This is a genomic window from Myroides sp. 1354 (assembly GCF_030324495.1).
Lineage (GTDB): Bacteria > Bacteroidota > Bacteroidia > Flavobacteriales > Flavobacteriaceae > Flavobacterium.
This window is the reverse complement of sequence record NZ_JACAGN010000003.1, coordinates 82,977-108,152: the sequence shown is the minus strand read 5'-3', so window position 1 is coordinate 108,152 and position 25,176 is coordinate 82,977. Positions and strand designations below refer to the sequence as shown.

Sequence of the window (25,176 nt, the reverse complement as noted above, 5' to 3'; positions counted from 1 at the left end):
AAAATAAACGCCGTGTTAAAGAGGAAGATATCGAATTATGCGATTTTTAGGAGATAGTTGTGCGGAAAAAGTAACTAAAGTTAGATTTTTTTATTTTTCCTTTATATTGTAAAGACCAAAGGAAATCGACGTTGATTTTTCTACCTTTTAAAGGGATGAACAGCATAAAAGAATGTAGATAACGCAAATGTGAAAGAACAAAAGTGGGAGAATAGATAGGATGTTAAAAAAAAGAAGTTTTTATAAAGCTTTATAAGATAAACAAAGGAAGCGGGAACCTCCTAAGGGATTGAGATGTTTAATAAAATAAATACTCTTAAGGGAAGAGTTTAATTTAACAAATAGTCCTAAAGGTATTGTGGCAATGAATATTTTGCCTTATCTTGCTCATTCGGTATTGATACAATTTTTATATACCTCTAACTTTCTATAAGTTACCTATAGTGTAATTATTAATTCATATTATAAAAGGTAAGTAAACAAAAGCGTTTACTTACCTTTTTTTCGTTTTATAGGTGATATCTTACTTCTTTTTTATAGTTATCAACAATTTGTTTACAACAGGATAATGCAAATTGTGAATAACTTCTCAGAGGATGATCTACTTAATTTAAATTCCAACTAATTGAATACGTGGTTTATAATCTTGTTTGTGGCTGCTTTATTTCCTAGGATAAAGTTTGAGCTAATCTGATTTAATTCACAACGGAGCGTATCATTTGTTAATAACTTATTCAAATTGTTAATAAAGTCATCTTCATTGTTGATAACTATACAACTACCCAATTGAATTAAATCTTTTGCTTCTTGAAATTTCTTGTAGTTTGGACCAATAAGAATGGGAACGCCAAAGGTGGCTGCTTCTAGAATATTGTGAATACCCGCTCCAAAACCACCGCCTACATAAGCGATCGTTGCATAGCTGTACGCTTTGGTCAACAGACTGTAGGCATCTATAATATAGACTTGTGTTTGTGATAAGTCGGTCGTTCCTTCTCTATAAGCAGAGTGAAGTTGTTTGGGTTTATCAATCGCTTGGTAAAGTTGATGGATTTGTTCTGGTTTAATATTATGAGGAGCCAGGACAAATTTGATTTCTTCATCTTGCGTTTGGTTGATATAATCAACGATAATCTTTTCATCTTGTGGCCAAGAACTTCCTACAACAAGGGTTTGCTTGGTTTTACCCTGTGTTAATGCCTCTAAAAAAGGCAGGGTGTTGTCGCGTTCTAAAATCTGACTAACTCGGTCAAAACGCGTATCACCTACCACTTCGGTATTGTCGAGTTGAATGGAGGAAAGAAGGTGACGAGATTCTTCATTTTGCACAAAGAAATAAGAGAAAGCTTGTAGGGCATTTCTGTAAAAACTGCCATACCATTTAAAAAATACTTGATTTGGTCTGAAGATACCTGAGACCAAATAGGTTTCAATCTTTTGTTTTTTTAATTGATGAAGATAATTCGGCCAATATTCATATTTTACGAAAAATACTTTTTCAGGATGCACTAATTTTAAAAAGGTTTTGGCATTGCTTAGGGTATCCATGGGTAAATACAAGGTTGCATCGGCAATTGTATTATTCTTTTTTACTTCATAACCAGAAGGAGAAAAAAAGGTCAATACAATCTTGTGATTTGGGAATTGTTGTTTGAGCGCTTCCATAATTGGCAAGCCTTGTTCGTATTCACCTAAAGAGGCAACGTGTATCCAAAACACGCGATCACTAGATTGAATGTGTTGTTTTAAAATGGCAAAAGACGCTTTTCGGCCTTGAATAAATAAGGTAATCTTTTTATTGAATAAGGCGATTAGATGCAAGACTGCAGTAGCGATATGAATAAGTAGATTATAAAGAAATAGCATATGGAATTGTTTATCTAGCGAAATTACGTTTCTTTTAGTAAAGAAAAGATTTTTAAAGTAAAGAAATTAGTATTTTTGTGGCTGTAAAACATATCGACAGTCAAGTTATTTTGCTCTAAAAACAAGGAAGAGCCAAAGACTTAGAGATACTAAATCCAATGTGATGAAACAAATTCAAATGGTTGACTTAAAAAGTCAATATGAAGGAATTAAAGAAGAAGTAAATCAATCTTTTCAAGAAGTTTTAGAATCTTCTGCATTTATCAACGGGCCTCAAGTACATACTTTTCAAGCAAATTTAGAGAAGTATTTAGGGGTAAAGCACGTGATTCCATGTGCAAATGGAACAGATGCCTTGCAAATTGCCATGATGGGACTAGGTTTACAACCTGGTGATGAGGTAATCACAGCTGATTTTACGTTTGCTGCAACGGTTGAGGTAATTGCCTTATTACAGTTAACGCCTGTTTTAGTAGATGTTTGTCCAAATAGCATGAATATTGATGTAGAAGCTATTAAAAAAGCAATTACTCCTAAAACAAAAGCGATTGTACCGGTGCATTTATTCGGTAATGTAGCGAATATGGAGGAAATCATGAAAATAGCGGCCGCTCACAATTTATATGTGATTGAAGATAATGCACAAGGTATTGGAGCTAGCTATGCATTTTCAGATGGTACAAAAGTAAAAACGGGTGGAATTGCTCACGTTGGAGCAACCTCTTTCTTTCCTTCTAAAAACTTAGGATGTTATGGTGATGGTGGTGCTATTTTTACAAATGATGATGAATTAGCACATATCATTCGCGGAATTGTAAATCACGGAATGTATGAACGCTACCACCACGATGTGGTTGGAGTGAACTCTCGTTTGGATAGTTTACAAGCAGCTGTGTTAAATGCAAAATTACCGCGTTTGGATCAATACAATAAGGCGAGAAGAGAAGCAGCAGCTCAGTATTCAGCAGCTTTGGCTAATCATCCAAATATAATTACTCCAAAAGTAGAAGGGGATGTAGATAGTCACGTATTCCACCAATATACGTTGCGTATTGTTAATGCAGATCGCAATGGATTAATGGCACATTTACAGTCGAAGGGAATTCCTTGTGCAATTTATTATCCAATTCCATTGCACAACCAAAAAGCATATCTAGATCCTCGTTATAAAGAAGAGGATTTCCCAGTTACAAATCAATTGGTAAAAGAGGTATTATCATTGCCGATGCACTCTGAATTAGAAGCAGATCAAATTAAATTTATGACGGACGAAATTAAAGCCTTTTTAGGATAGTCCCTAATGCTATAAAAAAAAGCCTTGAGATTTCTCAAGGCTTTTTTATTTATGTTTTTTGGGTGAATGTATTAATGAGTAATGAACATAGGGCGCAAGTCGCCAATGAGAGTGCTACAATATACATGGTACCATCGTTTAAGGTATTTAATAAAACAGAAGTTAAGAAGGTAAAGGCCAATTGAGACGCTCCAAATAGGGCTGAGGCAATTCCTGATTCTGCTTTGAATGGCGATAAAGCCAAAGTAGTTGACGTTGGAAAGATCATTCCCAAAGGCAATACAAAAAAGAAAAGAGGAACCAATTGGTAATAAATGGAACCATCTAGTACAATCACACCAAATAAACTAAGGGCAGCTATTAGTTGAATACTCGTACCAAGGGCAATGATTCTTTTGGGTTCTAAGCGCTTCCTTAAGAAAGAAGAAGTTAGGAAAGATCCCAACATTAATCCACAAGAATTGACCATAAATACAATGCTAAAAGCGGTACTGCTCAGTCCTCCTACTTCCATAACCAATACAGGTGAGTTAGAAATATAAAGCATCAAGCAGCTAAAGGCTATACTTCCAACAAAGGTATAGGTAACGAATGTTTTATTTTGAAAGAGCTTTCCATAATTTTGAGCGATAGACCTTACTTCTAAAGAAGGTAAACGATTAGAGAAGTCTTCTTTTAAAAAAGTAAATGTCATGGCAATACTGAATAGTGCAAATGCCCCCATAGCTGTAAAAATATGAGGCCAATCGAAGTACTTCAGTACGGCATTTCCCAGAATAGGCGCTACAATAGGGGCAATTCCTCCCACGAGCGCTAAGATGCTAAATATCTTTAAGGTCTTATCTTTATCAAAGCGCTTATTGACAATCGATCGAGCAATTACAAGCCCACCACTGCTGCCAAAAGCCTGTAAAAAGCGAAGGGCCCACATTACTTTGATATCAGAAACGTACATACAGGCAAAGGATGTGAGAATAAAAATACTCAAAGATAAGAGGATTGGTTTTTTGGCGCCATATTTATCAGATATAGGCCCCCAGAATAATTGTCCAACAGCCAAACCTCCTAAAAAGGTTGATAGAGAAACTTGAACATAGCTTACTTCAGTTTGTAAATCAGCAGCTATTTTTGGAAAAGCAGGCAAATACATATCAATAGCTAAGGGACCTAAAGCGGTTAAACTAGCTAGTGTAAAGATTAATACCCACTCTTGAAGAGATAATTTTTCCACGGTTTTAGATGAAATAGAAAATCCTTGATTTTTTTGAATCAAGGATTTTAGGTCTATAAGTTGTTTGAATGAACTCATCTTGACTTTTTTAATCAATTAGAGAAAGTCAAGATGAGTTCAATATTAGATGTTGAAAGTTTCAGCGTCTTTGTCGATTTTTTTGATTAGACCTGTTAAAACTTTTCCAGGACCTACTTCTGTAAATAAAGTTGCTCCATCAGCAATCATTTGTTGTACAGATTGTGTCCATTTTACAGGAGCAGTTAATTGTACAATCAAGTTCTTTTTAATTGTTTCTGGGTCATTTACTGCACTAGCAGTTACGTTTTGATATACAGGGCAAGAAGGTTGGTTGAAAGTTGTTGCTTCGATTGCAGCTGCTAATTCCGTTCTTGCAGGTTCCATCATAGGAGAGTGGAAACCTCCACCTACTGGAAGTAACAAGGCTCTTTTTGCACCAGCTTCTTTTAATTTCTCACATGCTTTTTCTACTGCAGTTGTTTCTCCTGAGATTACTAATTGACCAGGGCAATTGTAATTTGCTGCTACAACAACGCCGTCAATCTCGTTACATACTTGTTCTACAATAGCGTCATCTAAACCTAATACAGCGGCCATTGTTGAAGGAGTAATTTCACATGCTTTTTGCATAGCCATCGCTCTCTGGTAAACTAATTTTAAAGCATCTTCGAAAGCTAAAGTACCATTGGCAACTAAAGCTGAAAATTCACCAAGTGAATGTCCGGCAACCATTTCTGGATTGAAGTTCTCAATTGTTTTAGCTAAGATAACAGAATGTAAGAATACAGCAGGTTGTGTAACTTTCGTTTCTTTTAATTGCTCTGCAGTTCCTTCAAACATAATGTCTGTAATATTGAAACCAAGAATATCGTTTGCTTTGTCGAATAGTTCTTTAGCAATTGCTGAACTTTCATATAAATCTTTACCCATTCCAGTGAATTGAGCACCTTGACCAGGGAAAACGTATGCTTTCATATGTATCTTATTAAATATAGAATGAAGAGCAAAAATAAGGTATTTTTCTTAGTTATACGAGTAGGAATAAAAAAAGCCATCTAATGATAGATGGCTTTTGATATAATTATTGGATCATTCCAATTCTGTTGTCTGTAATTTTAGCTTGATCTTTTAAAGCTTGTAATACTTTAGATGAAGCATTCATGCGAACTGCATTTTCAGTTCTAGTTTTGTAGTTGTTGTAGTTGTCTAAGTTTGGTGCTAAAGCAACATTTGTTGTTTTGACCATATAAACTCCATTTGCTCCGTCAATCAATTTTGAATTTTGGTTCAATGCTGTTCCAAAAGCAGTACCTACTACTAGAGGTTCATTGCCGATATTTGGAATTAATGGGTTTTGTCTTGAAACGTCAGATACAGTTGCGATTGAAGCATTCGTTTGTTTAGATACTTCTTCTACTGTAGCAGCTGTCATTTTTTGTTTAATGATTTGAGCTTTTTTCTCGTTCATTAAAATTGGTTCAACTATTTTTCTAGCTTCTTCGATAGGAAGTAAACCAGTATTGTTTGTTGAAGCTAATGTAGCAACAATATATCCATCAGGAATATCAAAACGCTTCACATCTCCGTCTTTGGTATCTTTGTTAAATGCCCAAGAAACAATTTCACTTCTTGCTCCAACTGCTTGTAAGTACTCGTCGAATGGACGAACTGTTACGTTTTGTTGAACTACTGCATTTGCTTTCTCTGCTTCTGCAACTAAGTTTCCTGAAGTTGCTGCTGATTCAATATTTGTTGCTTTTGCGAATACTTCGTCAGCTGTTGCTTCTGAAGGTTCAACCTTTCTCGCTAAAGTAGCAATTTGTACTCCTTCTGATTTTCCTAAAACTTGGATTACGTGGAAACCATAATCAGTTTCAACTACTCCAATTTTACCAGTAGCATTGTTAAAGACGAAATCCTCGAAAGGTTTTACCATTTGTCCTTTAGCAATATCTTCGTATTTACCACCATTTGCTTTTGATCCTGTATCTTCTGATTCAGCTTGCGCTAATTCAGCAAAGTTCGCAGCAGTAGCTTTTTTCAAGATTTCATCCGCTTTTGCTTTTGCTTCTTCTTTTGTTCTTGTTGCTGCACTTTGTGGTGCACCAGCATATGAAATTAAGATGTGAGCAGCATTAGCTTTTGCTCCTGCTTTTTTACCTACCATGCGAGAAATGCAGTAATGATCATTAAATAAATAAGGACCAAATACCTCTCCTGTTGGTAAGTTGTATAGTTGTTCTTGGAACTCTAAGGGTAAATCTTTCTTCGCATAATATACGCTGTCAAATTTTACATCTGAGTTTGCATTTATGAAAGCCACTAAGTCTTTAGTTCCTTTGAATCCTGCAATTGTATCGTTCTTTTTTGTTTCTGCATTATATTGAACAGTTGGTCTTAAGAAAGCTTCTACTGTTTCTTTTACATCTTCTTTGTCTTTGTCAGAAGGAACACTTTCAATATAAGCATAAGTCAATTCACGTGTAGGCTCAGATTTGAATCTATTTTCGTGTTTTTTCATATAACCTGTGATTTCAGAATCACTTACTTTCGCTTGATCATCATTCACTGTGCTATATGGAACAGTTACATAGTCAAAAGTTACTTTGCTATTCTCTCCATGGTAAGAATATTTAGCTTCGGTTTGAGTGGTGTATATTCCACCTTTTACTAAAGCGTTGTACATCTGTTGTAAACCGAATTTTTCCAACTCTACTTCATAGCTTAGCCAAGCTTGCCATTGTTCTGGACCCGCTTGTTTCATTGCCATTACCCAAGCGTTGAATTTCGCCATGTCGAATTGTCCTAATTGATTTTGGAATTCTGGACTATTAGCAAACATAGGGTTGGTTTTTACTACGTTGATTAATTGATCCTTTCCAATTTGTAAACCTAATTTTTCGAACTCTGTTTTTAGCAGTATATTATTCACTTCGGTATTCCAAACCATTTGATAGGCTTGATTTCTACTCATTTGATTCCCTTGCTCTGCTTGAGAAACTTTCTGTTGAAAAATCTGCGTATTGATATCTTCACCATTTACGCTTCCAATATTTCTCGAAGAACCAGCACCTCCGCTTCTAACGACGTCTCCAATAACGAATGCTAATAAAGCAATACCAATTACTGCAATTAACAGCGCCGACTTTTGTCTAATTTTTGATAAAACTGCCATGTTTTTTTATTATGTGTAATTTTTTTCAGAGAGCGAAAATACAATTATCTCTTTAATAATAAAAGGGGTAAACCTATTATTTTAAAGAAAGAATGCGTTTCTCGATGATTTTTAATGTTAAAAAACAGAAATTTTTACTTAATGCTTGATTCAAGGGGAGTAAAATGGAGATAAAAGCACAAGGAAGTAGAAAATAAAAAAGTGAAAAGGGAGGGGAGAAGAGAAAATGTATACATAAAAAAAACGCAGAACTGTTTTGTAGTTCTGCGTTTTCGTTATTTCTGTTTTGATTCTTATTTTTTATTGTAGTGATCTACCATTCTTTTGCTGTATTTTCTTCTAAAGAAAAACATAAAAACAGCTAGACCTGCAACAAGAAAGCTTGTCCAATAGTTTGAGAAGGGTTCGCCAGCCATAATTTTAGTTGCAGCATCATAAATAAATAGTATGGCTACAAATAAATATAGAAAAGGTATAATCTGTAGTGCTTTCATAGGTTTAGTTTTCTTTTTTAATACTCTCTGCGTAGCTATTTCTAGCTTTAATTACGTTTAATTTTCCATCGAAATCAACACCAACGCCTTGAGTGAAGTTTTCTTTATCTGTGGAAGCTTTGTATTTACCATTGGTATAAAACCAATCCAATCGTTGGTTGTAATACAATTGATCGGATTCTAATTTCTTATTGTCGTGTGTCGTAATGACTACATTGCCTCTTAAATCAATAAGTTCTGTTGCGGTATACTGAATAGCATAGTCTGCTACAACCGTATTTTTATTGTTGTTGTTATCAAAAAACGTTAGGTGAATCCCTTCGGGAAATTCAGTAAACTTGTATTTGACAGTTGAGAAATCAAGCATTTTATCGCTAACTAAAATCGCTTTGACTCTACCAGAATCAATGTATTGACCTTGCATTTTTTCCGCTATTCCAGCAGGATAAAATGGAGCTTTGTCGTGTATTTTTTGAATATCTCTAAATTTACTTTCACAAGACGTAAAGCCTAAGCTACCGAGAAACAAAGAGATAAAAAGTGTTTTTTTAGTTAACAACATGAGTAAGTTGTATTAATCAAATTTGCGTTTTAAGAACCAGAAATCATTTAATGATAAACCAATAGATAGGTTGAAATAATTTTCTTTTATCAATCCACTGTTTTTGGTTCCTTTATTTCCGTATTCAAGTCCGATATTGATATTTGATAAAGAACGTCCTAATAAGGGAAGTCCTGCTCCAATTGAAAAAGCATAGTCGTTGATTGATTCATTTTTCAAGACTAAACCTGTGTTTTCATAACGGAACCCAGCGCGATAAACTATGCGATCAAAATAACTAGTGAATGAATTGTATTTTGGAATATAGAAACCACCAATTGCATAGCGTTTAGTGTCTTCATAACCCGCATATTGCGCAGTATTCCAACTTGAAGTTAATTTGCTGTTTTCAATATAGGTGAACTGACCTGAAACAAACCATTTTAAATCTTTACCAATTCCCGCTCCAAGAGCTAATTCTTGTGGTTTAGTTAATCGTGTACTTCCGTTGAACGTTTCTTTTGAATCAACTATACCGCCATTCAAATTGATAATTCTCAAGTTTGTTACATTATCAGCCGTTAACTTCGTCTCTGGGCTGTAAGTAAGATTGGCTTGCCAATCGTATCCTTTGTATTTTCCTTGGTATTGTAAAGCAGCGCGAATTTCATACCCTTTGTAGTCAATTCTCCTAGTTTCATTTGTCTTTGTAATTAAACCGAATCCATCTCCAGCGTCTAATAAGGCTATTGTATTTTTGTTATCAGTATTACCAAAGAAATAGCTTGCTTGAATACCTACTTGGAAGTTTTTGTTGATTTCATATCCTGTACCCAAAAATACGCGATTGATTCCACCACTTCCTTCAAGTTGGTTGAATGTTTTCTGATTTAAATCGTTGGTTTGTTCTCTTTCAATTTTATATCCTACGGATGAATAAGGTTGAAGTCCGAAAATTACGCCTGATTTTTTAGAAATAGGAAATCCTACAACGAAATAGTCAATGGTTTGACGTTTTATATTGTCATTGCTGTTTTCCGATTTGAAATTATAGAACTTTGAGGTTGATCCAACAGTGAATGTTGTAGCTTTTAGTTTGCTAATAGCGGCTGGGTTCAATAAGTTTAGGTGTAAACTATCTGCGTAGACACTAGTACCTCCCATAGCTTTATATTCATTTGTACCATTGTAACCTAAGTCTCCAATGCCGTAATACGAATAAGGAGAAGCGGTTCCTTGCTGAGCGAAAGCTTGAGCGGATAAAATAAGGCTAAAGCTAAGAATGATTCTTTTTATCATTTTCAATTATGTATTGATATATATGGTTCAAACTTTCAGAAAGAAAGTTTGGATTAGCAAATATTATATTTTTTAATCTTTTAGCCAAAAAAACTGTATCTCCTCCCGTTAAAATTATTGTTAAATCGGGATAATTTTTTTTATAACGGTTAATAATATTGTCTATTTCTGCAACAATTCCATTGATTACACCTGATTGAATGGATTCATTTGTATTCTGTCCAATAAAATAATCAATATCTTCTAATTGTAGATAAGGGAGTTTGTCCGTATAATCGTTTAGGGCTTTATAACGCAACTGCAACCCTGGGGAAATAGCTCCTCCCAAATATTCATTAGCTACATTGACGAAGTCATAGGTAATACAAGTTCCCGCATCGATAATTAAACGTGCCGTATCAGGATATACAAGAGTGGCTCCTGCAGCTCCTGCTAGTCGATCAATGCCTAAGGTCTGAGGTGTTTTATATTTATTGATCAGCGGAAGGGGAGTGGTGTGACTAATTTGAATGAAATTCGTATTCATTTGGAGCCAATCAAGTAGGGTAGGATCGAGATGAACCACGCTTGCAAGCACAATTGTAGGCTTTATTTTATTTTTTTTTAAAAAAAATAAAAGTTCTTCTTTTAAATTTTTTGTCGACAGATATTCGGTTTTTAATAGGCTATTGTTTTCAAACATAGCGAGTTTGGTTCTGGTGTTTCCGATATCAAGAGTATAGATCATAGTCGTGTTGCTTAGTTTAACAAAGATAAATAAAGAAAAATTGCCTGAGAAGTTTTGGAAGAATAAAAAAGTATTATATATTTGCAACCGCTTAAGAGAACAAAAGTTCACTACTAAAAGCCAATTGGTGCCTTAGCTCAGTTGGTAGAGCAAAGGACTGAAAATCCTTGTGTCCCTGGTTCGATTCCTGGAGGCACCACAAATTTAAACTAAAACAAGCAACTGGTGCCTTAGCTCAGTTGGTAGAGCAAAGGACTGAAAATCCTTGTGTCCCTGGTTCGATTCCTGGAGGCACCACAAATTTAAACTAAAACAAGCAACTGGTGCCTTAGCTCAGTTGGTAGAGCAAAGGACTGAAAATCCTTGTGTCCCTGGTTCGATTCCTGGAGGCACCACACCAGAAAAAAAACCGATAACGAAAGTTATCGGTTTTTTTGTTTATTATTTAGGGCTTACTGTTTTGATTTGCAAACAGCCTGTTAACTGTTTGTCGTTAACTAAAAAAGCGAAACCTAAGTCTCGCTTTTTGTTTATTTCGTTAAGTTTTCGTATTTGTATTCTTCCGCTTTGATCTCAAATTCTAAATTGGCAATTTGCGTTTGATATTTATGCAATTTAGTCTTGATTTTCAATTCTTGTACAGGAGCAATCTTTCCTAAAGCCATATCGCGGTTAAAAGCGTCGTTTTCTTTGTTGTATTTCGCTTTTGTCTTGTTTAGCTTATCTGTGGACTTTTGAATCTTCTTTTGGCTCTTAGTGATCTCTTTTTGCTTTTTGAGTTCTGCTTTGCGTTCGCGTTCAATTTGTTTTTGTTCTTGATTGAAAGCTTTTAGTTCATCCGCCGTCATTATAGGAGCTTCTTCTACCGTACTTTCTACCACTGTTACTGTAGGTACTTCAGGTAATACGGTTGATACTTCTTCTTTTTGTACTTCTTGTGCCTGCATTGCTGTTGAACCTAAAAGGATCATACCAGCAAGTAAAAACGTTTTTTTCATTTTCTTTTTCTCTATTTTGATTTTATTGTTGTTCGTGTTTTTACCATTCATTAATTCTATTGGCATCCAATTTCAAAAAGATGAATAGCAGTAATGTAAAAGCAATTAAACTCGATCCTCCATAGGAGAAAAAGGGAAGTGGTACTCCAATGGTAGGAAATAATCCTACTAACATGGTAATATTGAAGGCGAAGTGAATGAATAAAAAACTCACTACGCAATAACCGTAGACTCTATTAAATCGCTTCTTTTGTTTTTCTGCTAGGTATATTAAGCGGAAAAATAAGCAAAGGAACAACACGATAATCGTACTAGAACCAACGAATCCCCATTCTTCTCCAACCGTTGTAAATATATAATCGGTATGCTGTTCTGGTACAAAGCCTCCCTTGGTTTGGGTTCCTTGTAAAAATCCAGTGCCATACCAACCACCTGATCCAATCGCAATCTTCGATTGATTAAGGTTATATCCTTCGGCTTGAAGATCTACGTTTTCACCGAGTAATACGTTTATTCTATCTTTTTGGTGGGGTTCGAGTACATTGTCGTAAACGTAATCCACTGATAGAACAAAGCCGCACATTACGGTGGCTAAAATAAGATAAATAAAGGGGTTTCTATTGATGTTTTTGTTAAAATAGTAATGCAGGAGTGTTAATAATATAATAGAAGTAATGATAAGTGATGGTTTTACTATCAATGCCGCAACAAAGAGTACGATTGTAATAAAAGCAGACCACAAATACCAAGAGGGTAATCCTTCGCGGAATAGTACAAAGATTAAAGAGGCAAATAACATGGCACTTCCTGTATCGTGCTTTAAAATAAGTAAGGTGGGAATACCAATGATTAAAAAGACAGTTATTTGTTCTTTTAACGTTTTTAATGTACCCTGGTTATCCGAAAAGTATTTCGCTAAGAGCAGGGCGGTCGTCGTTTTTACAAACTCAGAAGGTTGTATTCCTAGACCTCCAATCTGATACCAGTTGGTTTGCCCTTTAACGGATTTACCGAAGACGAATAGTCCAAGGATGGAAAGTATACCGATGATGTAAAAAATCAGGGCATATTTTTCGTAAAACTTGGTATCTAGAGCAAGAATTAAGATGATTAGTGGAATACACGTCAAGATAAAGACCAATTGTCTACCGTAGATTTGACTGAAATCAAAAATACTAGCTTCTTCACTAGGAAGTGAGGTAGAGTAAATATTTACCCAACCTGCTACAACTAGTAAGAGGTATAACATAATAGTTATCCAGTCGATATGCTTTTGTACGCTCCCGCTTCTCATTATTTTTTCTGCTTATCTGCTAAATTGTATAATTGTAAAACCTTGTTGTATTCACTTTCTAAACTTCCTTCTAGCATTCGTTTTTCTAAATCAGGACGAACTATTTCAGGAAGCAAATATTTTTGTAGCATTAAACTAGTGATAGGAGCTGCCCATCGAGCTCCCCAAACTCCGTTTTCAATAAATACTGCAATAACAATCTTTGGATCATCAACAGGTGCAAAGGCAACGAAAACAGAGTGATCAGCTAATTGATAACGCTTTCCATTGATACGAGTGAAGTTTTCTACGGTTCCCGTTTTTCCAGCCATTTCCAACTGTGGAACGGCAACACTACGCCCTGTACCAATATGGAATACTTGATTCATTCCTTGAATAATTGGTTCAAAGTGTTTAGGATCTATCGTCGTTACTTGTTTGGTAACGAACTTCTTGTCAATAGTGTGATCTTCAATGTTTTTGATGATGTGAGGGGTGTAGTAATAGCCTCGATTCGCCACAGCTGCAGCCATATTCGCTAATTGCATAGGCGTCATGATAACCTCACCTTGTCCGATCGCATTGGAGATAGTCGTTGTACTCTTCCAGCCTTTGTTTGGATACCAACGGTCGTAATATTCTGAATTGGGAATGTGTCCTTTTCGTCCTTCTGGTAAATCATACCCTAAGAATTGTCCTAATCCAAAGCTTTCTAAGTGTTTACTCCAGCGGTCAATACCTTCTGAAGGGGTTTTGTATTTTTCAATAATTTTTTTGTATGTCTGAGCAAAGTAAGTATTACACGACAAGGCAATCGCATGTCTTAAACTCCAGGTTCCCGAATCGTGACAGCCCATCCAAGCTCCACGGCCATAGTAAAATCCTCTACTACAGGAAAAAGCAGAATGTTCTGTAATCACGCCTTCTTGTAAACCAATCAATCCTGTTAAGATTTTAAAGGGTGAGCCAGGAGAATATTCTCCAGATAATACGCGATTGTATAGTGGTTTGGCTAAAGAATCGTTGTATAATTTGGTGTAGTTTTTTGAACGCTCTCTCCCGACTAATAAAGAAGGGTCGTAAGAAGGAGCATTAATTAAGGCAAGGATTTCACCTGTTTTGGGTTCAATAGCTACAATACCGCCTCGTTTATTTTGCATTAAAAGTTCACCATAGGCTTGTAAATCATAGTCAATCGTCAAGGTAATATCACTTCCTTTGATGGAAATCGTATCGTATACTCCGTCTTTAAAGGATCCGATTTCGCGGTTAAAACGATCGCGTTGGATGTATTTTACCCCTTTAGTACCGCGTAGTATATCTTCATATTGTTGTTCGACTCCCTGAATACCAATTAAGTCTCCTGATCGATAATATGGGTTTCTCTTGATGTTATCCTCATTCACCTGACGAATATAGCCAAAGACATTCGCTCCTGCGTTGACTTGATAATCGCGTAGTGAACGTTTTTGTACATAAAAGCCATTGAAATGGCGGATTTTTTCCTGGAAAGCTGCATATTCTCCTTTACTCAATTGAGCTAAAAAAACAGAGGGAAGTCGAGGACTGTAAACTGTTGCCTTTTGAAGTTTGGTGTTAAATTCATCTAGGGTTACATCAAGCAACTTACACAAAGCTAACGTATCGATATCTTTGACCTCTCTCGGTATAACCATGATGTCATATGAGGGTTGATTCGCAACTAATAATTTCTTATTTCGGTCGAATATATAACCTCGTTCAGGGTATTCATAAACGATTTTTAAAGCGTTGTTTTCTGATTTTTTGATATAGGTATCATCTACGACTTGTAAATAGAACAGTCGAATAAGAATGGTTATAGTTACTGCAACTATGATAATAGGAAGTAATAACTTTCTCATCGTTTAGATGGTTTGATCAAATATAAGATTAGTATACAGCTTATTAATGTAGCCAACGTTGTTAATAAAGTTCGCAATAAGATTTCCAAAATAAAATTAAAACGCAAAAACTCAAGGGCAAATAAAACGACGTGGTGAATCACGACGGTAATAATCAAATAACCCAAGACCTCCATGGATGAAAATAAATCCTTGGTTACCTTTTTAAAGATATTGAGATTGTGGTATTGGTAACTAATACCAAATGAAAATTTCAGCACTAATGGTCTACTAAAAGCGAGAATTAGGGAAGCCGCAGCGTGTACACCACCTGAGTTCTCAAACATGTCTATGGTTAATCCCAAAAGAAAGCTAGAAACGTAAAATAACGCTTTGTTGCCATCTGTAGGATAAAGTACAATAAAAAGGATATACGGAAATGGATTGATGAAAGAAAACAAATCCAAGTTATTAAACACTAATACTTGTGCGATTAGCAAAATAACAAAACGCGTAATATTGGAAATAGCACTATTCATTGCGTGTAGCTTCTTCTAATTCGTTAATTTCTTCAATGTCGTTATTTCTAATCACATATACATACCCTAAGTTTGTCATGTCATTAAAAAGTTTGACTTCAATGGTAAAGTAATTCGAGCTTTCTGTCGTATACGCTTTTTCGATAGTACCAATGGGTATGTTCTCCGGGAAAATATCAGAAATACCTCCCGTAACAATAGTGTCACCTTGGAAGAGTTCTGCTAAACGAGGAATGTCATTTAATTGAACATAGCCTGTGCTTTTTCCGTCCCATTGTAAGGTTCCAAAGTGATTGGATCCTTTAATCTTGGCATTAATTTTAGATTTAGCGTTTAAGATACTCTGTACAGTAGAATATTTTGTGGATGATTTTTGGATAATACCGACAATTCCGTTGCTATTGATTACTCCTAAATCTTTTGTAATACCATCCCTTTCTCCACCTTTGATAGTTAAATAGTTTTCCTTGGTGTTAAATTCATTTTTTATCACCTTGGCTACAATAACGTTGTAAATCTCTTCTTCCACAGTGAGAATTGGCAATTCAATGGGAATAGAATCCATTACAACAGCACTATTAAAAGCTTGTTTTTTCAGTAAGGCATTTTCCAGAACTAAAGCGTCATTTTCAGTCTTAAGACGCATGTATTCCTTTAAATTGTTTACATTTTCATAGACGTAACCTGTCACACCATTTGCCGAACTAATAAATGAACTCTTGTGAAAAGTATGCGTTCGAAGTACTAGGGCAAATGATATAACTAAAAGCAGCAAAAACAGTAACTTAGTACTGTTTTTTATAAAGAAATTAATTATTTGCTGCATAGGTTAGTTTATTTTATCAATACACTTTTGTATTTGTCAATATTTTTGATGGCAAGGCCCGTTCCACGTACAACAGCACGTAATGGATCCTCAGCAATATAAACAGGTAAATCTGTTTTTTGAGAGATTCTCTTGTCTAATCCTCTCAACATAGATCCTCCACCTGCTAAGTAGATTCCTGTATTATAAATATCAGCGGCTAATTCTGGAGGCGTTTGAGATAGCGTTTCCATTACAGCATCTTCGATACGTTGTATTGATTTGTCTAAAGCTTTTGCTATTTCACGGTATGAAACAGTTACTTGTTTTGGTTTCCCTGTTAACAAGTCACGCCCTTGAACAAGCATATCTTCTGGAGCAGTTTCTAAATCTTCTGTTGCCGCTCCTGTTTGAATTTTAATCTTTTCAGCAGTACTCTCTCCAACAAATAAGTTGTGTTGGGTACGCATATAGTAAATGATATCATTAGTGAATACGTCTCCCGCAATTTTTACGGATTTATCACATACAATACCTCCAAGAGCAATAACAGCAATCTCTGTTGTTCCTCCTCCGATATCAACAATCATGTTTCCTTTTGGTTGCATAATGTCTACACCAATACCAATAGCAGCAGACATCGGTTCGTGTATTAAATAAACCTCTTTACCATTTACACGCTCACAAGATTCTTTTACTGCACGCATTTCTACTTCAGTAATCCCTGAAGGAATACATACAACCATGCGCAAGGCAGGAGTAAACATTTTTTTTCTTAGAGCCGGAATGCTTTTGATAAAGAGGCTTATCATTTTTTCTGATGCGTCAAAATCAGCAATAACTCCGTCTTTTAAAGGGCGTATCGTTTTGATGTTACCATGAGTTTTCCCTTGCATCAAACTCGCTTCTTTTCCAACGGCTATAATTTTTCCCGTTGTCCTATCTCTAGCAACGATTGATGGATTGTCAACGACAACTTTTCCATCGTGAATGATAAGGGTATTCGCAGTTCCTAAGTCAATTGCGATATCTTCCGTCATGAAATCAAAAAATCCCATAGATATAAAAGGCTTTTAGAGTTAATATTTATGTTGTTCTACAAAATTAGTAAATTAATGTTTAAAATGACGAATTCCCGTGAAAACCATTGCGATTTTATTTTCATCACAATAGGTAATACTTAAATCATCTTTAATTGAACCACCTGGTTGGATAACCGCTGTAATTCCAGCATTGTCTGCAATCTCTACACAGTCTGGGAAAGGGAAGAAGGCATCACTTGCCATTACTGCTCCTTTTAGGTTGAACTCGAATGAATTAGCTTTTTCAATTGCTTGACGTAAAGCATCTACTCTAGAGGTCTGTCCTGTACCCGAAGCACAAAGTTGTCCGTCTTTTACCAAAACAATCGTATTTGACTTGGTGTGTTTACAGATTTTAGAAGCAAATAATAAATCGTCTACTTCTTTGGCTGATGGAGCTACTTTAGTAACGGTTGTTAAGTGGTCTTTATTGTCAGTTACATTATCTTTATCTTGAACTAAGATACCATTTAAACAAGTACGTACGTGTTTTTTAGGTAATTCAATCTCGTTTAAAACCAAGATAATTCTGTTTTTCTTTTCTTTTAAAATTTCAATTGCTGCAGCTTCATAAGCAGGAGCAATAACAACTTCACAGAATAATTGATTGATTTCTTGTGCTGTTGCAACGTCAATTAAACCATTGGCAATTAAAACACCACCGAAAGCAGAAGTAGGATCTCCAGCCAAAGCATCTACATAGGCTTCTTTCATTGTGCTTCTTTGTGCTACACCACAAGCGTTGTTGTGTTTTAAAATAGCAAATGTCGGTTGTTCCCCTTTGAATTCATTCATTAAGTTTACCGCCGCATCAACGTCTAATAAGTTGTTATACGATAACTCTTTTCCGTGTAATTTTTTAAATAATTGATCGAAATCACCAAAGAAGTGTCCTTTCTGGTGCGGGTTTTCTCCATAACGCAATTCAATTCCCTCTGCATGACTAATTTTTAAGGTGTCATCCGATTCGTTGAAATAGTTGAAAATCGCTCCGTCATAATGAGATGAAACGTGGAATGCTTTTGTCGCTAATAATCGTCTTTGTGCTAATGTAGTAGAACCATTGTTCTCAATTAACATCTGTAAGAATAAATCGTATTCATTTACCGAAGGTACGATAACAGTATCTTTGAAGTTTTTAGCAGCTGCACGGATCAATGAAATTCCACCGATATCGATTTTTTCAATGATATCTGCTTCATTAGCACCAGAAGCAACTGTTTTTTCAAATGGATATAAATCTACAATGACTACGTCGATTTGAGGAATTTCAAATTCTTTCATTTGTTGAATATCTCCCTCGTGATCTTGTCTATTTAAGATTCCACCGAAAATTTTTGGATGTAAAGTTTTTACTCTACCTCCTAAAATAGAAGGATATGAAGTAATGTCTTCAACTGGTACAACTGGAATACCTAAATCTTTGATGAAAGTTTCTGTACCTCCTGTTGAATAAATAGTTACTTCGTTTTTGTGTAGTTCTCTTACAATTGGTTCTAATCCATCTTTGCTAAAAACAGAAATTAAGGCCGATTGAATCTTTTTAGTTGTGTTCATTGTGTGTTATTAATTAAAGGGCAAAAATAACTAATGTCTAGGTATTTATGAAGTGAATAGAGAAGTTTTTATTTTAATTTTAAGAGAGGTAACTTGTCATGTTTTTTTGAAGAAAAAAAAAAGAAAGATGTAACTTTATTCTTCTTCTTCTACTAATAGGTATATTGTTGATTCTGTTGCTATGATACTATATTTTAGGCTTTTGCTCAATAGTTTTCAATTTGCAGTTAATGCTTTGAGAACGAATAAACTAAGAACTTTGCTCTCACTATTAGGTGTGACAGTGGGTATTTTTTCTATTATTGCAGTTTTAGCAGCCGTTGACTCAATGGATCGCGCACTAAAAACAGAGTTAAGCGGCTTTGATCGCAATATGATTTATGTTTTTAATTATTCTTTTGGACCATCCGAAATACCAAGATGGAAGATTGATCAGTTTCCCAATGTAACGTATGAAGAATACGATTATTTAAAGCGAAATTTAGTGGGAGTGGAGTATGCTTCCTTTAATTTTTTTGCAACGGATACCAATATGAAAGCCGAACGAAATTACGCTAATGGTGTAACTGTTCGTCCATGTAGTTCAGATATGCAATACCTTGATAATGTAAAAATGGCTAGTGGACGTTTTTTTAATGAATCAGAAGCGGTAAATGGAAATGCTGTAGTTGTTATTGGACATGAAATTGCCAATACACTTTTTCCAGGGCAAGATGCAGTTGGGAGGGAAGTGCGTTTGTATGGGAGAAAATTTGTCGTAATTGGTGTGATAGAAAAACAAGGTGCAATCTCTATTGGGGGAGGGCATGATGAGATGGCTTATTTTCCCGTTAATTTGTTTCGCCAAATGTTTGGAGATAATATCAAGGCTTATACTCCTGTTATTGTATTGAAACCCAATACTTCAACGGATATTAAGCATTTTGAAGATGAAATAGAAGTTAAATTACGCGCTTTTAGGGGGCTAAAAGCAGGAGAAGATACTAATTTCTTTGTCAATGTTTTTGGTGGAATGATGGAGTTTTTGGATAATATTATTGCACAAATGAATTTAGTAGGATGGATTATTAGTATGTTCTCTCTTTTAGTAGGAGGCTTTGGAATCGCAAATATTATGTTCGTTTCTGTCAAAGAACGCACGCACTTAATTGGTATCCAAAAAGCAATCGGAGCAAAACGCAGAATGATTTTGCTTCAATTTCTCTTTGAATCTATCATCTTGGCTTTGATTGGTGGATGGGTTGGAATTATCATCGTTTGGTTGATTGCCAAAGGAGTAAGCGTTGTCCTAGACTTCGAATTCGTGCTGAGTTTGTTTAATATTGCAATAGGATTGGGATTGTCCATAATTATAGGGTTGATTTCGGGGTATTTACCCGCTAGATCAGCAGCAAAATTAGATCCTGTAGAAGCAATCCGATCAGGAATATAGTAGGGGCGCATGGCGATGCGCCCTATATCTCGATCATATTGTTTTTATGGACGCATGGCGATGCGCCCTATATCTCGATCATATTGTTTTTATGGACGCATGGCGATGTGCCCTATATCTCAATCATATTGTTTTTATGGACGCATGGCGATGTGCTCGTATATTGATCATATTTTTTTTGAAAGGGGCGCATTGCCATGCGCCCGTATATTGATCATATTGTTTTTGAAAGGGACGCATCGCCATGTGCTCGTATATTGATCATATTGTTTTTATGGGCGCATCGCCATGTGCTCGTATATTGATCATATTGTTTTTGAAAGGGGCGCATTGCCATGCGCCCGTACTTGAAATAGATAAAAAAAAGAGTCGCTTTTAAAGCGACTCTTTTTTTTATCTAATTGGGCGATTTAATATCAAATCTAAATAAAGATTTACGTTTTTCTTTAATTCTTTACGATGTGTAATGAAGTCTAAGAATCCGTGTTCTAATAAGAATTCAGAAGTTTGGAATCCTTCTGGTAAATCTTTTCCTGTTGTATCTTTTACAATTCGCGGTCCAGCAAATCCGATTAAAGCACCTGGTTCAGCGATATTGATATCTCCTAACATAGCGAAAGAAGCAGAAATACCTCCTGTTGTTGGATCTGTACAAAGTGAAATATAAGGAATCTTAGCATCACTTAGTTGGGTCAACTTAGCTGAAGTTTTAGCCATTTGCATCAATGAAAAACCAGCTTCCATCATACGGGCTCCTCCTGATTTAGAAATCATTAAAAAAGGAATGTTGTGCTTCAAAGAATAATCAATTCCTCTTGCAATTTTTTCACCTACTACAGATCCCATTGATCCACCGATGAATGCAAAATCCATTGCAGCAACAACTAATTTTTCTCCTTTTGAATTTCCAACAGCTACGCGAACAGCATCATTCAATTGCGTTTTCGAAGTAGCTTCTTTTAAGCGATCTACATATTTTTTTGTATCTTCAAATTTCAACATATCTTTTGAAGATAAACTCTTTGCTATTTCTTTGTAATCGCCATTATCAAAAAGAATTTCAAAATATTCTTTACTGCCAATGCGAACGTGATAACCGTCTTCTGGACTTACCCAAAGGTTTTTTTCTAGTTCTTCAGAATCTATAATTTTCCCTGTTGGTGATTTGTACCATAATCCTTTTGGTATATCCTTTTTGTCCTCAGTTGGTGTTTGAATTCCTTTTTCTTTTCTTTTAAACCAAGCCATAAATGTCTGTTTTGTTTATACTATGTTAATAGGTTTAGAGCAGAAATTACAATGTATTTACATTGTTTAAGTCTTTAAATGCCTCTTCTAAACGAGTATTAAAAGTGATTTCTCCTTGTCTTACCCATGCACGTGGATCGTAGTACTTTTTGTTGGGTACATCCGCTCCCTCAGGGTTCCCTATCTGTGTTTTTAAATATTCAATTTTGGAAGTCATATAGTCTCTAATTCCTTCTGTATAGGCAAATTGCATATCGGTGTCAATATTCATTTTGATTACTCCATAAGAAATAGCTTCTCTAATCTCTTCTAATGATGAACCAGAACCTCCATGGAAAACAAAATCAACAGGATTGTGTCCTAAGTTGAATTTTTTCGCTACATAATCTTGAGAGTTTTTCAAGATAATAGGCGTAAGTTTTACGTTTCCTGGTTTGTAAACTCCGTGTACGTTTCCAAAAGCAGCAGCAATGGTAAAACGAGGACTTACTTTGCTCAGCTCTTCATAAGCATAAGCAACTTCGTCTGGTTGTGTATATAGTTTTGAAGAATCTACTCCAGAGTTATCTACTCCGTCTTCTTCTCCTCCTGTAATTCCCAATTCAATTTCTAAAGTCATACCCATCTTGTTCATACGTTCAAGGTATTTTTTAGAGATTTCAATGTTTTCTTGGATTGGTTCTTCTGATAAATCAATCATATGAGAACTAAATAACGGTTTACCATATTTAGTCATATGTTCTTCACTAGCATCTAATAAACCATCAATCCAAGGTAATAAGTTTTTTGCACAGTGATCAGTATGTAAAATAACAGGCACACCATAAGCTTCTGCTAAAGCGTGTACGTGTTTTGCTCCTGCAATAGCTCCTGCAATAGCGGATTTTTGATTCTCGTTTGATAAACCTTTTCCTGCCATGAAAGATGCACCACCATTCGAAAATTGAATAATAACAGGCGCATTTAGTTTTGCCGCTGTTTCCAATACACCGTTGATTGTACTAGAACTAGTCACGTTAACAGCTGGTAAAGCAAAACCTTTCTCTTTTGCATAATTGAATATTTCTTGCACTTGATCTCCAAATGCTACTCCAGGTTTAATATTGTGTGCCATAGTCGTGTGTTTAATTTATTGGACAAAAATACTAATTATTATTTGATTAGAATGGATAATTAATACCAACATTCAAGACAGACTCTTTGAAGCTAAATTCTCCAAACCATTTGCGTTTAGAGTAAATAGAAGGATCATAGGTTTTGAATCCCATATCTAATCGGAATACAAAGAAACTAAAGTCATAGCGAATTCCAAAACCCGAACTCACCGCTAAATCTTTGAGTGAACTTACTCCATTGAAAGTGTAGTTTTTATCTTCTACGTTATCAAAAATATTCCAAATATTACTCGCATCAACAAAGAAAGCCCCATTCCATTTTCCACTAATGTTGAAACGATATTCTGTACTGAAGAATAGCTTCATATTGGCTTCATTAAAATCATTGATTCCCCCACTTTTACCTGGTCCTAAACGATAAGACTGCCATCCGCGGTTGTCATTTGATCCTCCTGAGAAGTAGCTTCTTGAAAAGGGAATGGAATTGGCATTGCCGTAAGGAACAGCTAAACCACCAAACAGACGAATAGCAACAACTTGTTGACGTCCGATGTCCCAATACTTAACAAAATCTAATTCCGTTTTGATGTATTGCGAATATTCTACGTCAAATAAGGTGTGTTTGCCCGTGTGTCCTTCTTTATCACTTACTCGATTCATAATTAAATCTAGTAAACCACCAGCAGCTTCTACTTTTGCTCGAACCGTATAAAAACTATTATCGTTAATTCCTGTTCTTGTTGATGAATTAAAGGTAATATTTGATGCTAAGATTAAGTTGTTTTCAGATAGACGAACTTTTCGCTCTTGAATACTGCGAATTTCGCTATAATCTTCTGGAGAAATTCCCAAGGGATTACCTGTTGCCAATGCATCATTGATAAAGCGATTGGCCCCTTCTCCTTGTATGGTCAAGTTTCCACTATCATCTACATATTCTGTGGGAACCTCATATTCTTTTGAAATTTGATTTAGGGTATTATATGAAGATTTATATACACTAAAGTAGTTGTTTGGATTTGTGTTTCTCACATATTGAATATTGGCAACATCCACACTGAAGGAATTCGTGCGAGAAGGATACCAACTGTAATTGATGATACCTGTGAAGTTGTCTTTATCTAAACCAATATTTCGCTGTCTGGCAAAACCAAAACTCATTGCTGTTGTAGGTAACATGGTCTTGGGGATGATTTTATTCGATGCGAAAGGAAACAAAAAACGAGGTAAGGTAAGCTTAATGTCAGCTCCATATTCCGTGACGTTAAAAAAGACATCGTTGGGGTTACTCATTTGTCTTGAAGAACCAATAGTTCCCCTTAACCCAAATTCCAATATTTCTGCTCCTTTGAACACGTTTCGAAACAATAGTCCCATGCTACCACCGATACCAAAATCCTGAATGTTGGAGTGGGTGACATCCAAGGAAGGATTGAAAGTCATTTTCTTACGCGAAGTCAAATAAATATTGCTGATTAAGGTATTGCCTTCAGGATCACTAGGGTCTTCAACATACTCAATAACAGGGTAATTAAAAATGCGCAAATTACTGATAGAACGGGAGGTAAGAATACGTCTCGAATCGCTGAATGTGCTTTCGGGTGTGATGAATATAGCGTCTGTTAGGGCCTTTGGCTTGTATTGAAGTTTGGTCGAACTATAAATATTAAAACCATTGTGTTGAATACTATCCAAAACGTAGGCTTTGTTTTTAGAAACATTGTCAGTAAAAATATTCACTTTGCCAATCTGGTATATCTTGAAGGGAACTTGGGTTAAAGTGTCTCCAGACTTTACTGTTTGTTGATCGACAATCAATAAAATATTAGCCTTGTTTTTTTGGTCTAAAATGGTGTCAACTTCATAGCGAATATTAATTTCTTGAAAGTGATAAGCTCCGTTATTTCGGTAGATTGACGTAATGCGTTTGCGCTCTTCTTCAAAATTTTTAACGTCGAAAACCGTGTTTGATTTTAATAAACTCTTGGACTGATTGTCCTCGTATAATGTTTTTAACGCAGGTGTGCGAATGAGGTAAGCGATGCTGTCAATAAGATAAGGGTTTCCTGTCGATATAGCATAGGAGTTGGTTATCTTCTGCTCTCCAATGCGTTTGGTCTCATGGGTTACTTTGGTGTCAAAATATCCCTTGTTGAAATAATAGTTTTTTAAGCGTGTAAGAGATTTTTCTGTTTTAAGACTGTCATACAATACAGGGGGTTCTCCTGTTTTGATTAAGAAATTATTAAATCCTGCAATAATGAAAGATTGTCCTAAGCGATTAACTTGTTTACGAGATAAGAGTCCTTCTAACGTTTTATCTGTTCGAGGATGTCTAGATAACCAAGCGTGATAATTAGAATCTGCATTTTGCCTCGCTAAGTTGTATAAATTTAAGCGAAGACGAGATCCAATAACCGGAAATCTACTATTTGGCTGTTGATAGAGTTGATTGTAAATTTCTTCTTTGGATGTTTTTTTATCATTGATTACAATGCTATTCTCCATCAATAAATCATAATCCTCTGGCACATTCTTCGTTAAGGAACACGAAAAAAAACATGCAGAGATTATAAGAATAAGTACTATTTTTGATAAAAATTTGCCCAACTTTATT

General features: G+C 35.5%; 20 protein-coding genes and 3 tRNA genes. 5 read left to right on the top strand and 18 right to left on the bottom strand.

The features are described 5' to 3' along the window. Positions 1-621 precede the first annotated feature (621 nt). Complete coding sequence (locus HX004_RS04990) at positions 622-1,866, bottom strand: 3-deoxy-D-manno-octulosonic acid transferase (RefSeq protein ID WP_286441237.1); 1,245 nt, start codon at positions 1,864-1,866, stop codon at positions 622-624. A gap of 163 nt (positions 1,867-2,029) precedes the next feature. On the opposite strand from HX004_RS04990, the gene HX004_RS04985 reads away from it, so the two are divergent. Next, positions 2,030-3,160 (top strand): DegT/DnrJ/EryC1/StrS family aminotransferase, encoded by a 1,131-nt coding sequence (locus tag HX004_RS04985; RefSeq protein WP_286441236.1) that lies wholly within the window; start codon positions 2,030-2,032, stop codon positions 3,158-3,160. A gap of 49 nt (positions 3,161-3,209) precedes the next feature. On the opposite strand, the gene HX004_RS04980 is transcribed toward HX004_RS04985, so the two are convergent. The 7 genes from HX004_RS04980 to HX004_RS04950 form a co-directional block, all read right to left on the bottom strand. Further along, positions 3,210-4,469: a multidrug effflux MFS transporter gene (locus tag HX004_RS04980; RefSeq protein WP_286441235.1), complete on the bottom strand. Its 1,260-nt coding sequence runs from the start codon at positions 4,467-4,469 to the stop codon at positions 3,210-3,212. Positions 4,470-4,514: 45 nt separating this feature from the next. Continuing rightward, positions 4,515-5,387: an ACP S-malonyltransferase gene (gene fabD / locus HX004_RS04975; protein ID WP_286441234.1), complete on the bottom strand. Its 873-nt coding sequence runs from the start codon at positions 5,385-5,387 to the stop codon at positions 4,515-4,517. 106 nt (positions 5,388-5,493) lie between these two features. Then, positions 5,494-7,587, bottom strand: a complete 2,094-nt coding sequence (locus tag HX004_RS04970) for a peptidylprolyl isomerase (protein WP_286441233.1) — start codon at positions 7,585-7,587, stop codon at positions 5,494-5,496. Positions 7,588-7,880: 293 nt separating this feature from the next. Continuing rightward, positions 7,881-8,081 carry a hypothetical protein gene (locus HX004_RS04965; protein WP_286441232.1) on the bottom strand — a complete coding sequence of 67 codons (201 nt, stop codon included), beginning with the start codon at positions 8,079-8,081 and terminating at the stop codon, positions 7,881-7,883. Positions 8,082-8,085: 4 nt separating this feature from the next. After that, positions 8,086-8,643 carry an LPS export ABC transporter periplasmic protein LptC gene (lptC, locus tag HX004_RS04960; protein ID WP_286441230.1) on the bottom strand — a complete coding sequence of 186 codons (558 nt, stop codon included), beginning with the start codon at positions 8,641-8,643 and terminating at the stop codon, positions 8,086-8,088. Positions 8,644-8,655: 12 nt separating this feature from the next. Then, on the bottom strand, positions 8,656-9,921 hold the full coding sequence (gene bamG, locus HX004_RS04955; protein WP_286441229.1) for a BamG family beta-barrel-assembly machinery protein: 1,266 nt from the start codon (positions 9,919-9,921) through the stop codon (positions 8,656-8,658). After that, positions 9,899-10,648 carry a type III pantothenate kinase gene (locus HX004_RS04950; RefSeq protein ID WP_286441228.1) on the bottom strand — a complete coding sequence of 250 codons (750 nt, stop codon included), beginning with the start codon at positions 10,646-10,648 and terminating at the stop codon, positions 9,899-9,901. The genes bamG and HX004_RS04950 overlap by 23 nt, the downstream gene beginning before the upstream one ends. 126 nt (positions 10,649-10,774) lie before the next feature. Here HX004_RS04950 and HX004_RS04945 point away from each other — a divergent pair. The 3 genes from HX004_RS04945 to HX004_RS04935 all read left to right on the top strand — a co-directional run bounded on the left by HX004_RS04945 (position 10,775) and on the right by HX004_RS04935 (position 11,043). Beyond that, a tRNA-Phe gene (locus tag HX004_RS04945) sits at positions 10,775-10,847 on the top strand. A gap of 25 nt (positions 10,848-10,872) precedes the next feature. Beyond that, positions 10,873-10,945 (top strand) — tRNA-Phe (locus HX004_RS04940). A gap of 25 nt (positions 10,946-10,970) precedes the next feature. Further along, a tRNA-Phe gene (locus HX004_RS04935) sits at positions 10,971-11,043 on the top strand. 135 nt (positions 11,044-11,178) lie between these two features. Here the strand turns inward: HX004_RS04935 and HX004_RS04930 are convergent. The 7 genes from HX004_RS04930 to purH are packed head-to-tail and all read right to left on the bottom strand — an operon-like array spanning position 11,179 to position 18,764. Next, the gene (locus HX004_RS04930) at positions 11,179-11,712 is read right to left on the bottom strand and encodes a hypothetical protein (protein WP_286441226.1); all 534 of its coding nucleotides are present in this window, start codon (positions 11,710-11,712) and stop codon (positions 11,179-11,181) included. Continuing rightward, the gene (gene rodA, locus HX004_RS04925; protein ID WP_286441224.1) at positions 11,687-12,940 is read right to left on the bottom strand and encodes a rod shape-determining protein RodA; all 1,254 of its coding nucleotides are present in this window, start codon (positions 12,938-12,940) and stop codon (positions 11,687-11,689) included. The genes HX004_RS04930 and rodA overlap by 26 nt, the downstream gene beginning before the upstream one ends. Beyond that, on the bottom strand, positions 12,940-14,802 hold the full coding sequence (mrdA, locus tag HX004_RS04920; protein WP_286441222.1) for a penicillin-binding protein 2: 1,863 nt from the start codon (positions 14,800-14,802) through the stop codon (positions 12,940-12,942). The genes rodA and mrdA overlap by 1 nt, the downstream gene beginning before the upstream one ends. Continuing rightward, positions 14,799-15,320: a rod shape-determining protein MreD gene (locus tag HX004_RS04915; RefSeq protein WP_286441220.1), complete on the bottom strand. Its 522-nt coding sequence runs from the start codon at positions 15,318-15,320 to the stop codon at positions 14,799-14,801. Before HX004_RS04915 ends, mrdA begins: the two co-directional genes overlap by 4 nt. Continuing rightward, positions 15,313-16,146 (bottom strand): rod shape-determining protein MreC, encoded by an 834-nt coding sequence (gene mreC / locus HX004_RS04910; protein WP_286441218.1) that lies wholly within the window; start codon positions 16,144-16,146, stop codon positions 15,313-15,315. Before mreC ends, HX004_RS04915 begins: the two co-directional genes overlap by 8 nt. Before the next feature lie 8 nt (positions 16,147-16,154). Beyond that, positions 16,155-17,183 (bottom strand): rod shape-determining protein, encoded by a 1,029-nt coding sequence (locus tag HX004_RS04905; RefSeq protein ID WP_060872609.1) that lies wholly within the window; start codon positions 17,181-17,183, stop codon positions 16,155-16,157. A 54-nt stretch (positions 17,184-17,237) separates the two neighbouring features. Beyond that, positions 17,238-18,764 carry a bifunctional phosphoribosylaminoimidazolecarboxamide formyltransferase/IMP cyclohydrolase gene (purH, locus tag HX004_RS04900; protein ID WP_286441217.1) on the bottom strand — a complete coding sequence of 509 codons (1,527 nt, stop codon included), beginning with the start codon at positions 18,762-18,764 and terminating at the stop codon, positions 17,238-17,240. Positions 18,765-18,945: 181 nt separating this feature from the next. Between purH and HX004_RS04895 the strand changes: the two genes are divergently transcribed. Beyond that, positions 18,946-20,196 carry an ABC transporter permease gene (locus tag HX004_RS04895; RefSeq protein WP_286441216.1) on the top strand — a complete coding sequence of 417 codons (1,251 nt, stop codon included), beginning with the start codon at positions 18,946-18,948 and terminating at the stop codon, positions 20,194-20,196. A 393-nt stretch (positions 20,197-20,589) separates the two neighbouring features. Here the strand turns inward: HX004_RS04895 and accD are convergent, their stop codons facing one another. Genes accD through tamL form a run of 3 tightly spaced genes read right to left on the bottom strand, consistent with a single transcriptional unit; the run spans position 20,590 to position 25,169 of the window. Continuing rightward, positions 20,590-21,444: an acetyl-CoA carboxylase, carboxyltransferase subunit beta gene (accD, locus tag HX004_RS04890; RefSeq protein ID WP_286441215.1), complete on the bottom strand. Its 855-nt coding sequence runs from the start codon at positions 21,442-21,444 to the stop codon at positions 20,590-20,592. 46 nt (positions 21,445-21,490) lie between these two features. After that, positions 21,491-22,558, bottom strand: a complete 1,068-nt coding sequence (fbaA, locus tag HX004_RS04885) for a class II fructose-bisphosphate aldolase (RefSeq protein WP_286441214.1) — start codon at positions 22,556-22,558, stop codon at positions 21,491-21,493. A 46-nt stretch (positions 22,559-22,604) separates the two neighbouring features. Continuing rightward, a complete protein-coding gene (gene tamL / locus HX004_RS04880) occupies positions 22,605-25,169 on the bottom strand; it encodes a translocation and assembly module lipoprotein TamL (RefSeq protein WP_502888460.1) in 2,565 nt (854 codons plus the stop codon). Between the last annotated feature and the right edge of the window lie 7 nt (positions 25,170-25,176).

Excerpts from the sequence above, each read along its gene's own strand:
- HX004_RS04990 (WP_286441237.1), bottom strand. The coding sequence starts at position 1,866 with ATGCTATTTCTTTATAATCTACTTATTCATATCGCTACTGCAGTCTTG.
- HX004_RS04985 (WP_286441236.1), top strand. The coding sequence starts at position 2,030 with ATGAAACAAATTCAAATGGTTGACTTAAAAAGTCAATATGAAGGAATT.
- HX004_RS04980 (WP_286441235.1), bottom strand. The coding sequence starts at position 4,469 with ATGAGTTCATTCAAACAACTTATAGACCTAAAATCCTTGATTCAAAAA.
- fabD (WP_286441234.1), bottom strand. The coding sequence starts at position 5,387 with ATGAAAGCATACGTTTTCCCTGGTCAAGGTGCTCAATTCACTGGAATG.
- HX004_RS04970 (WP_286441233.1), bottom strand. The coding sequence starts at position 7,587 with ATGGCAGTTTTATCAAAAATTAGACAAAAGTCGGCGCTGTTAATTGCA.
- HX004_RS04965 (WP_286441232.1), bottom strand. The coding sequence starts at position 8,081 with ATGAAAGCACTACAGATTATACCTTTTCTATATTTATTTGTAGCCATA.
- lptC (WP_286441230.1), bottom strand. The coding sequence starts at position 8,643 with ATGTTGTTAACTAAAAAAACACTTTTTATCTCTTTGTTTCTCGGTAGC.
- bamG (WP_286441229.1), bottom strand. The coding sequence starts at position 9,921 with ATGATAAAAAGAATCATTCTTAGCTTTAGCCTTATTTTATCCGCTCAA.
- HX004_RS04950 (WP_286441228.1), bottom strand. The coding sequence starts at position 10,648 with ATGATCTATACTCTTGATATCGGAAACACCAGAACCAAACTCGCTATG.
- HX004_RS04930 (WP_286441226.1), bottom strand. The coding sequence starts at position 11,712 with ATGCCAATAGAATTAATGAATGGTAAAAACACGAACAACAATAAAATC.
- rodA (WP_286441224.1), bottom strand. The coding sequence starts at position 12,940 with ATGAGAAGCGGGAGCGTACAAAAGCATATCGACTGGATAACTATTATG.
- mrdA (WP_286441222.1), bottom strand. The coding sequence starts at position 14,802 with ATGAGAAAGTTATTACTTCCTATTATCATAGTTGCAGTAACTATAACC.
- HX004_RS04915 (WP_286441220.1), bottom strand. The coding sequence starts at position 15,320 with ATGAATAGTGCTATTTCCAATATTACGCGTTTTGTTATTTTGCTAATC.
- mreC (WP_286441218.1), bottom strand. The coding sequence starts at position 16,146 with ATGCAGCAAATAATTAATTTCTTTATAAAAAACAGTACTAAGTTACTG.
- HX004_RS04905 (WP_060872609.1), bottom strand. The coding sequence starts at position 17,183 with ATGGGATTTTTTGATTTCATGACGGAAGATATCGCAATTGACTTAGGA.
- purH (WP_286441217.1), bottom strand. The coding sequence starts at position 18,764 with ATGAACACAACTAAAAAGATTCAATCGGCCTTAATTTCTGTTTTTAGC.
- HX004_RS04895 (WP_286441216.1), top strand. The coding sequence starts at position 18,946 with ATGATACTATATTTTAGGCTTTTGCTCAATAGTTTTCAATTTGCAGTT.
- accD (WP_286441215.1), bottom strand. The coding sequence starts at position 21,444 with ATGGCTTGGTTTAAAAGAAAAGAAAAAGGAATTCAAACACCAACTGAG.
- fbaA (WP_286441214.1), bottom strand. The coding sequence starts at position 22,558 with ATGGCACACAATATTAAACCTGGAGTAGCATTTGGAGATCAAGTGCAA.